The following is a 12,218-nucleotide window of genomic DNA, read 5'->3' as shown; positions in this document are numbered from 1 at the left end:
AAATTATTTCTTTTTGTTTTGAAGCTTTTTTTGCTCTTCAGCTTGTTCCATCATTTCACGCATCTTTTTCTGGAACTTACCTTCCGTTTTTGGCTTGGTTTTATTCTCTTGAATTTGGGCATGAATTTTATCGCTGTTGATAAAGTACTTTTTAATCACCAACATAATTCCGATGGTAATTAAGTTAGAAATAAAGTTATACAAACTCAAACCTGAACCGTAATTATTGAAGAACAACAACATCATTACCGGCGACAAATAAATCATGATTTTCATAATTTTCCCCATGTCAGGCATACCGTCTTGTGGTGGTTGTGCCATCATTTGGTCACCAGAAGTCATTTTCATATAAAAGAAAATCGCTATCGACGCCAAGATTGGAAACAAACTGATGTGATCACCATAAACCGGAATGTAGAAAGGTAATTTAACGATTTCGTCAAATGAAGATAAATCGTCTGCCCAAAGGAATCCTTTTTGTCTCAACTCAATCGCTGACGGGAAGAATTGGAACGAAGCATACATAAACGGAATCTGAATCAATGCCGGAATACAACCAGCCATCGGATTTACACCGGCTTTGTTGTACAACTTCATCGTTTCTTGTTGCTTTTTCATTGGATCTTTTTTGAATTTTTCTCCAATTTCCATGATTTCGGGACGCAATACTTTCATCTTGGCTTGCGACAAGAAAGATTTAAAAGTAATTGGCGACATCGCTATTTTGATTAAGATTGTAAATACAATAATCGCAATTCCCAATCCCATAAACGTACCCAAGAAACCGAATAACGGCACAAAAATAAACTTGTTTATCCAGCCGAAAATACCCCAACCTAACGGGATAATTTCGTCTAAGTTTCTGTCATACTCATTTAATATTTTATAATCCGACGGACCATAATACCAATTCATTTTATAATCCAATTCGCCATTAGCAAACGCTAAAGCAGAAGTTGTTTTGAATTCTTTGGTAAAAGTAGTATCAATATTTTCATCGTTTACCAAATCATTTGATTTCAATTTAGCCGATGCAAAAGGTGTTTTAGTCAATAAAATCGAAGTAAAGAAATGCTGTTTGTAAGCGATATAAGTTACCTTTTCAGGTGTTTCTTCTTTGTCTTTTCCTTGTCCTACATAATCATCTTTTCCGTCTTCATACTCAAATACGATTTCGGCATAACGATTCTCATACGCTATACTTTTCTCGTTTCTGTAGGTTTTCATATCCCATTGGAAATCTGCTGGTTTTGAAGTATTCAGCGCAGTATTCAACCCTTGAGAACGAATGTCAAAATCAAGCATGTAATCTTTTGGTTTCAACACATATTTGTATTCCAAATAGGCATTGGCACTCGACTTTAGTTTCATTGAAAGCACTTGATTTCCGTCAACAGTAGTCAAAGTTGGCTCAAAGAATAAATCTTTGGTATTCAACACTCGGTTGTCTTTGGTTAACAACTGCAAGTTGAAACTGGCATTGTTTTTTTTGATTAATTCAACCAGTTCTTTCGAATTTTTATCGAACTTTTTGTAGTTTTTTAAAGTAGCTTCAGCAATATAACCACCTCTATTAGCAACTTTCAATACCATTAATTCATTCTCGATAGTAGTGAAGTTTTCTTTAGCAGAAGGCAAAGTAGCCGAGTAAGCAAAGCTTCCTAGTGTTCCTTGTAGTTTTTGAATTTTAACCGAATCGGCAACCGAAGTATCTGCTATGGTTTGAGGAACTTCTTTCGTTGTTTCTGCTTTCGCCTTAGTTTCTGCTGCTTTTTCTGTTTTGGCTTTGTCCTGATCTTTTACTTCATCTTGTCTGTTATTGTACATCATCCAAAGGATAATCACGAAGATTAAAGCAAAGCCGATAATCGAATTAAAATCAAATTTCTTTTGTTCCATTTTTATATAATTAAGCTTTAAGCAATAGGCTCTAAGCAATAAGCATTATTTTTTATGTTTTACCATTGCGGCCACAAAGCTAACAAAAATTGGGTGTGGATTTGCAACAGTACTCTTATATTCCGGATGGTATTGAACACCGATGAAAAAAGGATGATTTTTTAATTCGATGATTTCTACCAAACCGGTATCAGGATTTACTCCCGAAGCAGTCAAACCGGCAGCTTCCAGTTGTTTTCTGTAGTCATTATTGAACTCATATCGGTGACGGTGACGTTCTAGAATTTGGCTTTTGCCATAAATTTCATAGGCCAAACTTCCTTCAGTCAAATCACATTTCCAAGCACCCAAACGCATTGTCCCGCCTTTATCGGTGATGTTTTTTTGTTCTTCCATGATAGAAATTACCGGATGTTTTGTTTCCTCATTCATCTCAGTTGAATTCGCATCTTTCAAACCGAGTATATTTCTTGAATATTCGATTACCGCCATTTGCATTCCCAAACAAATTCCGAAAAACGGAATGTTATTTTCTCTGGCATAACGAACCGTTTCAATTTTTCCTTCAATCCCGCGACCACCAAAACCAGGTGCCACCAATATTCCATCTAAACCTTGTAATTGTTCAGCTGCAGAGTTTTCATCAAGATATTCCGAGTGAATGCTGATTACGTTTACTTTAGTTTGATTGGCAGCTCCGGCGTGAATAAACGCTTCTAAAATCGATTTGTATGAATCTTGTAATTCTACATATTTTCCAACCAAACCTACGTTTACGGTTTGCTTCGGATGTTTTAATCGGTGTAAAAAAGTATTCCAGTTTTTTAAATCTGGGGCGGCTTTTTTAGGCAAATTTAATTTTTTTAACGCAACGATGTCTAAACCTTCTTCCAACATCAAATTCGGCACTTCATAAATCGTTGAAGCATCGATAGATTGGATAACGGCTTCACGTTTTACGTTACAGAATAGCGCTAACTTTTGACGCAACTCGTCCGATAATTCGTGTTCGGTTCTGCACACTAAGATGTCGGCTTTAATACCGCTTTCCATCAGCGTTTTTACCGAGTGTTGTGTTGGCTTTGTCTTTAATTCTCCGGCTGCCGCCAAATAAGGAACTAAAGTCAAATGAATGACCAATGAATTAGATTCACCCAATTCCCAAACCAATTGACGCACCGACTCGATATATGGCAACGATTCGATATCACCGACCGTTCCACCGATTTCTGTAATTACGATGTCAAAATCACCTGATTGTCCAAGCAATTGCATGCGGTCTTTGATTTCGTTGGTGATGTGAGGAACCACCTGAACTGTTTTTCCTAAAAATTCACCTCTTCGTTCCTTTTCAATTACAGAAAGATACACTCTTCCGGTAGTTACGTTATTGGCTTGCGAAGTCGGAACGTTTAAGAAACGCTCGTAATGTCCTAAATCCAAATCGGTTTCCGCACCGTCATCCGTTACAAAACATTCACCGTGTTCGTATGGATTTAAAGTTCCGGGGTCGACATTGATGTAAGGATCAAACTTTTGTATGGTCGTTCGATAACCTCTACCCTGTAGTAACTTGGCCAGAGAAGCTGCGATGATTCCTTTCCCTAAGGAAGATGTCACACCGCCGGTAACAAAAATGTATTTTGTTTGTGTTGGATTCATTGTAGATTATGTTGTTGTGTTGTTGTTGTAAAAAACGAGGCAAAAATACAATTATAATTCGATTGTTAGATTGTTAGATCGTTAGATTTTTAGAAAAAACAATCTGAGAATTTAATAATCTTTCTTAGGATATTGCTTTTTGATATTCCGTACCAATTCTTCCAAACCATTTAATTTGAGTTCGTAAACGAGTTGGAGTTGTTCACCGAGTTGTCCTTTTGGGAAGCCTTTTTGGGAATACCAAACCACGTAATACTCAGGCAAATCTATTAGATAGTAACCTTCATATTTGCCGAACGGCATTTTGGTGTGCGCGAGTTTGATGAGGAGTTTTTGTTGGTCGTTCAAAATTACTTCCAATTAAAAACAATTTCCCTTTTGATATCGGGATGCAAACTGAAATGTACCGGACAAGTTAATGCGGTTCTTTCCAAAATGGTTTTGGTTTTTTCATCAGCTTCGATATTCATTTCAAAAGTCACATGAATTTCAGAGATACGTCTAGGATCAGCCGCCATAATCTTAGTTACTTCTGCCGTTGAACCTGTAAAATCGATACCCATTTCACGCGCTTTGATGCCCATTACCGTCATCATGCAAGTGGCAAACCCATTGGCGACAGTATCCGTTGGCGAAAAGGCTTCTCCTTTGCCATTGTTGTCTAATGGAGCATCAGAAATGATTTCGCTTCCGGATTGCAAATGAATAGAAGACGTTCTTAAATCTCCTAAATAGGTAACTTTTGAGGTTGGCATTATAAAGCTTCTTTGATGGTTAAATCGGTGTCGTAGTACAAAATGTAGATGCCGTTATTGGAGTAACCGTAAGTAGCATTTTGGCTGTAATCAAATTTATTTTCCATTTGCTCTGAAGCATCGGTTTGAACCGTTTCTTCGAAAGTTTTTTCTTGAGACAAGCGCAACAGTACATCAAATGTTACATCAAAACCACGAATAGCGTACTGATTAGGGATGATTTTATTGACCTTCTTGTATTTGGCATCAAACTGATTGGCTTCAACTGTCTCGTTTGGTCTTGATAGCGATGGATACAACAATTTTAATTTGGTCAAACGCGTTAAGGATATCTCTTCAAAATCCAAAGTTTCATTGGGTTCCATGATGACCAATTGCATTTGATATTCTTTTTGAGCAGCCAGCATCGCATTGGTCGTGGCCAAAATCATTCCTGTACTTTCAGAAGCCAATAAAACATAATTCATTTTATCTTTCTGCAAATGAATTCTCAAACTGTCAGCAATAAAAGAACCTTTTGCACTTAACCCAACCAGTTTTGTCTCACTTTGCATTTCCTGAATATATTGTTTGACACTGCCTTTTTTAGCATCAACCACAGCAATAATATTGCCTCCTTTGGCTTTCATAAACTCAAAAATCGAACCACGCATTTGTTCTAAAGACGGCATGGATTGATACATATTGGAATAATTTTGGCCAACTTCTTTCGACAATGGAGAAATAACAGGTGTTTTGGTTGGCTCCACCAATTCGGCTAACTTCTCGACATTAGACTGATAAAATGGCCCGATAATGGCGTCCATGCCGGCTAAATTATTTTGTTGAACCAAATTCGCTACGTTGGAAGTACTTTTGGTTTCTTGAGAATCTAAAATTTTGATATCGACATTCATCCCTAAAACTTTGGCGGAATCTATCGCCATCAAAGCACCGGAATAAAAATCCAAGGTTAAATTCAGAAACTTATCTTTTTTCAAACGTGCTTGAGTAGAATTTACCGTATCGTTTTCGATTCTTGAAATATTAAAAGGCAAAAGTAATGCGAGTTGTTTTCTCGCATTAGTATTTAAATTCTTCATCAAATTGCCTTGCTCCTTTTTGGGGATATTTATTTTTTGACCCATGGGCACGCGTAAAATCATACCTAATTTTATTCCTTTTTTCAATTCAGGATTCAACTGAATTAATTCGGTTTCAGTAATTCCAAAATCGGCTGCAATACTTTGAATCGTTTCTTTGGGCTTGACTACATATTCTTGTAAATATTTTTTACCTGAATTTGGATTAACCTCTTTTGACAGGTCTTTGATTGGTTCAGCCGATTCAACAGGTTTTGAAACAGTTGCCGGAACATTTCCCGAAACCACTAATTTCAAACCAACAGGAAAATCACTTACAATTGCTGGATTTAGTCTTTCCAACTCTTGAATGGTCATACCGTATTTTTTAGAAATACCGTATTTGGTTTCCTTGGGTTCGATTATATGATAAGTAGTATTTCCTTTTAGAGTTTCTACTTTTGGTTCATTTTTTACAACAGGTTTTGATGTCTCTTTTGGCGCCACAATAGGTTTTTCCGTAAGCGGTTTGGCATAAGTCTCTTGACTTACAACACCAGAAGGAATTTTTATCGTTTGCCCAATTTTCAAACCTTCTTTCAACAACTCTGCATTGGCTTCTTTTATTGCGTCAACCGAAACTCCATATTTTCTTGAAACACTAAAAAGCGTTTCTTTAGGTTGCACCAAATGTGTGGTTGGTTTTGAATTGGTTTTAGGTTGCGTTTGCTTTGGAGCAGTGATTGTATTTTCTGCTGTAGATGGCGGAATTAATAAAACGCTGTTCAATTCAATTCCGTTTTGGGAATCCGGGTTTAGTTTATAAATATCAAAAGGAGTAACTTTATATTTTTGAGCGATTAACGTAATAGTTTCTCCTTTGGCAACAGTGTGCTTAACATATTTGTCCTGTCTGGCCATCATAGAAAAGGCTGTTCCAAAGACAAAAAGCAGTGAGAAAATAATTCGGTTTTTCATAAATTGGTCATTTATTTAACGTTAAAGTTAACAAAACTTTTGACTTGCAATGGTAATTCACTCTTTTTTCATTAACTATTTACTGTTAACAAAAACTATTCCCATTCTATTGTTGCAGGCGGTTTTGAACTGATATCATAAACCACTCTGTTCACCCCTTTTACTTTATTGATAATTTCGTTAGAGATTTTCATTAAGAAATCATAAGGCAAATGAACCCAATCTGCCGTCATTCCATCAGTTGATTCTACAGCACGAAGCGCTACCACTTTTTCATAAGTACGCTCATCACCCATCACACCAACACTATTGACCGGCAATAAAATAGCTCCGGCTTGCCAAACTTTATCGTACAAACCATGTTCTTTTAAACCGTTGATAAAAACAGCGTCGACTTCTTGCAAAATTCTAACTTTTTCAGGGGTTATTGCACCCAAAATTCTGATTGATAATCCGGGCCCGGGAAATGGATGTCTCCCTAAAAGTTCCGGGTCGATGCCTAATGTTTTTCCAACGCGACGTACTTCATCTTTGAAAAGCATACGCAAAGGTTCTACGATTTGGAGTTTCATAAAATCCGGTAAACCACCAACATTGTGATGTGATTTTATAGTCGCTGATGGTCCTTTTACCGAAACGGATTCGATTACATCAGGATAAATTGTGCCTTGTGCCAGCCATTTTACGTTTTCAATGCGATGGGCTTCATCATCAAACACTTCGATAAAAACACGCCCGATGGCTTTTCGTTTGGCTTCCGGCTCTTCAATTCCATCTAAGGCAGAAAGAAAACGTTCTGAAGCATCAACGCCTTTTACGTTTAATCCCATATCCTTGTACTGGTGTAATACATTTTCGAATTCATTTTTTCGCAACAAACCGTTGTTTACAAAAATACAATAGAGGTTTTTGCCAATGGCTTTGTGTAATAAAACAGCAGCTACTGTTGAATCTACACCACCGGAAAGTCCTAAAACCACTTTGTCATTCCCAACCTTGTCTTGTAAATCTTTCACACAATCTTCTACGAAAGCATTTGGCGTAAAATTCTGAGGCACTTCGGCAATTTTCACCAAGAAGTTCTCCAAAATTTGTTTTCCGTCCGTTGAATGGTATACTTCGGGGTGGAATTGAATCGCATAAGTTTTTTCACCTTCGATACGATAAGCAGCATTAGTTACGTCTTTGGTACTGGCTAACAATACACCATTGGTTGGCAATTGTTTGATAGTATCGCTATGACTCATCCAAACCTGACTATTCAAAGCTACTTCTTCAAAAAAGGCTTCATCGTCTTTGATGAATGACAGATTCGCTCTACCGTATTCACGAATGTTACTTGGCGCTACTTCACCACCATTGAAATGGGCTAAATATTGCGCACCATAGCAAACGGCGAGTAAAGGCATTTTGCCTCGAATTTGGGATAAATCAGGATGAGGAGCGTCTTCGGCTCTTACGGAATAAGGGCTACCCGAAAGGATAACTGCTTTGTAGGACGATAAATCATCTGGAAAATGATTAAAAGGGAAAATTTCGCAGAATATATTTAATTCGCGAACGCGGCGTGCAATAAGTTGTGTGTATTGCGAACCGAAATCTAAAATAAGTACGTTGTGTTGCATGCGCAAAAGTACTACTCTCGTTTGAAAATAAAAAACGGCAAAAGAAGATTCTTTAAAGGAATTTTCTTTTGCCGCAAATTTATGTGTTCAACCTACTCTTTTACAATCTTCTTGGTTTTCTCACCATTATCCGAATTTACTTTTAGGAAATAGATTCCGTTTGAATAATTTGAGACATCAAGACTAACCTGAGTTTCGTCAGCTACTTTTTTTATTAAAACTCTTCCTTGCACATCATACAATTCTATTGAATTAATCATGCTATTGGCATTAACGGTAATGTTATCTCTGGTTGGATTTGGATAATAATCAAAATCTAACTGAGTAAAACTTTCGACATTCAAAACAGTATTGTCGCCTTGCAAGTATAATGAAACAGGAATATATCCTTGTGCGCCAACAAAAACAGCATCGGGAACCGAAATTACAAATGAGTGGGTTCCGGCGCTTAAATTCCCTAAAGCTATTTCACGAATTGGAATAACCGAACCCGGACACCAATTGCTAAAAGATTGCCATTGCGCAGGAGTTCTTGGACTTGCCCCATAAATCCCATTAGGTTGTGTATTGAAAACCCTGTATGGTTCACATGTAGTTTCGCCCGGACGATAAGACAATATCTGATTAGAATCTAAAGAAATATAATGCCATCTTCTGTTGTATTCTTCTCCACCTGAATTGGCTCCGTGATTGGATGTGATCAAATGAAATTTAGCATTGTTGATTGGTGAAACAAGGTTAAAATTAATGGTTCTAACCGTTGTTCCTATTGCATCTGAAGCACTAGTCGTGTAATTATTCAAATCTTTTTTGAAGTTTAAAGGCAAAATAAAAGTGTCATTTGGAATTGTGGTATCTTCATTGGTTACAAATTCTAAAGTACCAAAAAAGACATCATTTCTTCCGGCACAACCAGCCACTTGGGTATTGGCAGCATAAGGCACACCAAAAACTTCTAATTCAATCCAAAAATCATAAATTGAATTCAGGTAACTGTCCTTTAAAATTTTGGCAGCATTGTTGACTGTAAAAGTATAAGGAACAGAACTTGGCTCTATATTTTTATTCATAAAAGGCGTGATAAATCTGCCTAATTCTATTCGACTTGTTGTATCAGGATTGTAGGTTGCTGCTCCCTTTGGCACTAAAGCCAAATTCACATTTCCGATTCTGTCATAATTATCACAAGCTGCAGTAATCAATACATTTAGTTGAAGTGTACTCCCAACTTGATCTAATATATCAGTAGTCAGTTTTTTAGTAAACAAATCGTTTCTCAATCGCATAACATCGGGATCAGTAGGGACATTTACCAATGCAGCATACCCGTCATAGAACAATACATTGTCATAAATCGAGATTGCAGTTTGTGCTTTTGAAGTCAGCATTAATCCAAAAACAGAAAGCACTAAGATGTAATATTTTTTCATAGTTAAGTTGTTATTCCGCTACGCTCCTTACAATTCGGCCGCGCTTCGGCAGTTGTTTCGAGTGCTAAAATAAGAAAAAAATTACGCTTCAAAAGGGCTTATTCTTTTGAATATCAATTAGAACTTATAAAATAAAAAAACACCCAACAAATTGATAAAACTGTTGGGTGTTGACATTTTATAATGATTGAAAATTATTTTTGTTTAAAAGCTCTTACGCCGGGAAAATAGGCCGTATCGCCTAATTCTTCCTCGATTCTTAATAATTGATTGTATTTCGCCATACGGTCTGAACGAGAAGCCGATCCGGTTTTGATTTGTCCACAGTTCAAAGCAACCGCTAAATCGGCAATCGTATTGTCTTCCGTTTCTCCCGAACGGTGTGACATTACCGAAGTATAACCGGCGTTGTGCGCCATGTTTACGGCTGCAATCGTTTCCGTCAAAGTACCGATTTGGTTTACTTTTACTAAGATTGAATTGGCAATTCCTTCATTAATTCCACGAGACAAACGTTCTACATTGGTTACAAATAAATCGTCTCCAACCAATTGTGTTTTGTTCCCGATTAATTCGGTTAAGTATTTCCAGCCTTCCCAATCGTCTTCATACATTCCGTCTTCGATAGAAATGATTGGATAGTTCGTAGCCAATGACGCTAAATATTCTGCTTGTTCTTTTGATGTCCTGATTTTTCCGGTGGCGCCTTCGAATTTGGTGTAATCGTATTTTCCGTCGACATAAAATTCAGATGCAGCACAATCAAGCGCTATCATTATCTCGTCACCGAATTTGTACCCGGCATTTTCAACTGCTTTTTTAATCGTATCCAAAGCATCTTCTGTTCCACCGGCAAGATTTGGTGCAAAACCTCCTTCATCACCTACCGCAGTAGACAAATTTCTGTCGTGTAAAACTTTTTTCAAGTTGTGAAAAATTTCAGTTCCCATTTGCATCGCATGCGTAAACGAAGTGGCTTTTACGGGCATAATCATAAACTCTTGGAACGCGATCGGCGCATCAGAGTGTGAACCACCGTTAATGATGTTCATCATGGGTACCGGTAAAGTATTGGCAGAAACACCACCAACGTAACGGTATAATGGCAAACCTAATTCGTTTGCAGCTGCTTTGGCCACTGCCAAAGAAACGCCTAAAATAGCGTTGGCACCAAGGTTTGATTTGTTTGGTGTTGCATCCAATTCAATCATTAATTGGTCGATATGATTTTGTTCGAAAACAGAAACACCCATTAATTCAGAAGCGATAGTCTCATTTACATTCTTAACCGCTTTCAAAACACCTTTCCCCATATAGGCTTTCCCGCCGTCTCTCAATTCTACTGCTTCGTGTTCTCCGGTTGAAGCACCACTTGGAACAGCCGCACGTCCTAAAACACCGTTTTCGGTTACTACATCTACTTCAATGGTTGGATTTCCTCTGGAATCAAGGATTTGTCTTGCGTGAACTTTTATGATAATGCTCATAGTATATTGTTTTTAGATTTTAATTAGGTTCACAAATTTAAGAAATTTAAAAACGAGATTATTAATTATTTGCACAACTTATAAACGCAATCGTTTTAGTTAGAATCAAAACTTCCAACCAATTGGTTTTACCATTAATTATACAACTTTAATAAAATATTAGATAACAATGTACTCTCGAGTTGTGTCTAATTTTACAGTAATAATTAAATACATCTGTCATGAAAAATTCATCTTTTAAAAACATCTCAAAAAACAATTTATCAAGTATATTTTGCTTAATTCTATTGGTTGGCTTTGCTCCTACTTCCTTATACTCTCAAGATTATCGTTATATCAATGCTTACATGGATGACTTTGGAAAGAACGAGATGTTTATTAAGAAATCATTGATGGATTATTCAGTGACTATAGTAGAAACGCAATTGGCTTCAAGATCTAACGCTACTGCCGGGAAAATTATAGAGAAATTAGAAAGTATTAATGCCAATTTGAGAAACAACAATAAAGGATTTGAAAACAATACTTTGCTAAGAGACAGTTTTATCAAAATGAACCAAAAAACGATAGAATCATTGCTTAATGGAAGTTTAATTTTAAACGATTATGATTATCAAAGCACTTTGTCTTTGGCAGAAATTGGCGTAAATTTTAATCAAAAAGAAAAAGACCTTGCCAGCTATTATGATGAGATGAAAAGCTACGAGAAAAACAAGAAAGCCTTTGGAACCAAATACAATATCAATTTCAAAAGCAGCAACGGAAAGAATGTTTTAGAATACAATGCTTATCAAAATATTTTGTTCTATAAAATCAATGTGATTGACCAAAAACTAACTACTGTAATCAAAGCTAGAGACAAAAAAGGATTTACTGATTGCTTGAACAGCATCACCGTTATGCATCAAGCTACAATGGTAAAAACAACCCAGTACAACGACAATTTTAAAGACAATACGCTTAACAATGCCAATATAAAATACTCCAATTTCATCAATGGTCAAAAAGCAAAATTCGCCAACTTATTTAATGAATATGTAGATGAACACAATGCACTTCAAGTACTAAAGAATTCAAATGCCTCTCAAACAAACGAGACAGTTGCTAACTACAATAAGGTTGTTAGAAATTATAATGCTAAAAAGAATTCGTTTTATGAAGTTTATAATACCATTCAATCTGCCAAAAAAATATTGTATGACAGTTGGTTTGTAACCAATGGTACTTTTCTAAAAAATAACGGAGAATTTGAAAACATCCACAGCAAATATGTTGTTTCTGAATAATTCCCCGTATAAAAATTTAATAAGTAAGAGGCAAA

9 protein-coding genes are annotated in these 12,218 nt (G+C 36.5%); 1 reads left to right on the top strand and 8 read right to left on the bottom strand.

The genetic code is table 11. The annotated features are described in order from the left end of the window. Positions 1-3 precede the first annotated feature (3 nt). The 8 genes from yidC to eno all read right to left on the bottom strand — a co-directional run bounded on the left by yidC (position 4) and on the right by eno (position 10,897). Positions 4-1,899 (bottom strand): membrane protein insertase YidC, encoded by a 1,896-nt coding sequence (gene yidC / locus C8C84_RS07185; protein ID WP_121312881.1) that lies wholly within the window; start codon positions 1,897-1,899, stop codon positions 4-6. A 45-nt stretch (positions 1,900-1,944) separates the two neighbouring features. Continuing rightward, on the bottom strand, positions 1,945-3,561 hold the full coding sequence (locus C8C84_RS07180; RefSeq protein WP_121312880.1) for a CTP synthase: 1,617 nt from the start codon (positions 3,559-3,561) through the stop codon (positions 1,945-1,947). A 111-nt stretch (positions 3,562-3,672) separates the two neighbouring features. Beyond that, positions 3,673-3,912: a DUF3820 family protein gene (locus tag C8C84_RS07175; RefSeq protein WP_370453653.1), complete on the bottom strand. Its 240-nt coding sequence runs from the start codon at positions 3,910-3,912 to the stop codon at positions 3,673-3,675. Continuing rightward, positions 3,912-4,316: an OsmC family protein gene (locus tag C8C84_RS07170; protein WP_121312879.1), complete on the bottom strand. Its 405-nt coding sequence runs from the start codon at positions 4,314-4,316 to the stop codon at positions 3,912-3,914. Before C8C84_RS07170 ends, C8C84_RS07175 begins: the two co-directional genes overlap by 1 nt. After that, positions 4,316-6,355 (bottom strand): LysM peptidoglycan-binding domain-containing protein, encoded by a 2,040-nt coding sequence (locus C8C84_RS07165; protein ID WP_121312878.1) that lies wholly within the window; start codon positions 6,353-6,355, stop codon positions 4,316-4,318. The genes C8C84_RS07170 and C8C84_RS07165 overlap by 1 nt, the downstream gene beginning before the upstream one ends. A 95-nt stretch (positions 6,356-6,450) precedes the next feature. Next, the gene (gene guaA / locus C8C84_RS07160) at positions 6,451-7,980 is read right to left on the bottom strand and encodes a glutamine-hydrolyzing GMP synthase (RefSeq protein ID WP_121312877.1); all 1,530 of its coding nucleotides are present in this window, start codon (positions 7,978-7,980) and stop codon (positions 6,451-6,453) included. 92 nt (positions 7,981-8,072) lie between these two features. Continuing rightward, positions 8,073-9,410: a peptide-N-glycosidase F-related protein gene (locus C8C84_RS07155; RefSeq protein ID WP_121312876.1), complete on the bottom strand. Its 1,338-nt coding sequence runs from the start codon at positions 9,408-9,410 to the stop codon at positions 8,073-8,075. 194 nt (positions 9,411-9,604) lie between these two features. Beyond that, positions 9,605-10,897, bottom strand: coding sequence for a phosphopyruvate hydratase (gene eno, locus C8C84_RS07150; RefSeq protein ID WP_121312875.1), 1,293 nt, complete (start codon positions 10,895-10,897; stop codon positions 9,605-9,607). Between the two features lie 221 nt (positions 10,898-11,118). Here eno and C8C84_RS07145 point away from each other — a divergent pair, with 221 nt between their 5' ends. Beyond that, positions 11,119-12,183, top strand: coding sequence for a hypothetical protein (locus C8C84_RS07145; protein ID WP_121312874.1), 1,065 nt, complete (start codon positions 11,119-11,121; stop codon positions 12,181-12,183). The last annotated feature ends 35 nt before the right edge of the window (positions 12,184-12,218 follow it).

Source organism: Flavobacterium sp. 102 (genome assembly GCF_003634615.1).
Taxonomy (GTDB): Bacteria; Bacteroidota; Bacteroidia; order Flavobacteriales; family Flavobacteriaceae; genus Flavobacterium.
The sequence above is the reverse complement of the archived record's forward strand: the minus strand, read 5'-3'. Positions and strand labels throughout refer to the sequence as shown.

Coding starts and splice junctions, on each gene's coding strand:
- yidC (WP_121312881.1), bottom strand. CDS start 1,899: ATGGAACAAAAGAAATTTGATTTTAATTCGATTATCGGCTTTGCTTTA.
- C8C84_RS07180 (WP_121312880.1), bottom strand. CDS start 3,561: ATGAATCCAACACAAACAAAATACATTTTTGTTACCGGCGGTGTGACA.
- C8C84_RS07170 (WP_121312879.1), bottom strand. CDS start 4,316: ATGCCAACCTCAAAAGTTACCTATTTAGGAGATTTAAGAACGTCTTCT.
- C8C84_RS07165 (WP_121312878.1), bottom strand. CDS start 6,355: ATGAAAAACCGAATTATTTTCTCACTGCTTTTTGTCTTTGGAACAGCC.
- guaA (WP_121312877.1), bottom strand. CDS start 7,980: ATGCAACACAACGTACTTATTTTAGATTTCGGTTCGCAATACACACAA.
- C8C84_RS07155 (WP_121312876.1), bottom strand. CDS start 9,410: ATGAAAAAATATTACATCTTAGTGCTTTCTGTTTTTGGATTAATGCTG.
- eno (WP_121312875.1), bottom strand. CDS start 10,897: ATGAGCATTATCATAAAAGTTCACGCAAGACAAATCCTTGATTCCAGA.
- C8C84_RS07145 (WP_121312874.1), top strand. CDS start 11,119: ATGAAAAATTCATCTTTTAAAAACATCTCAAAAAACAATTTATCAAGT.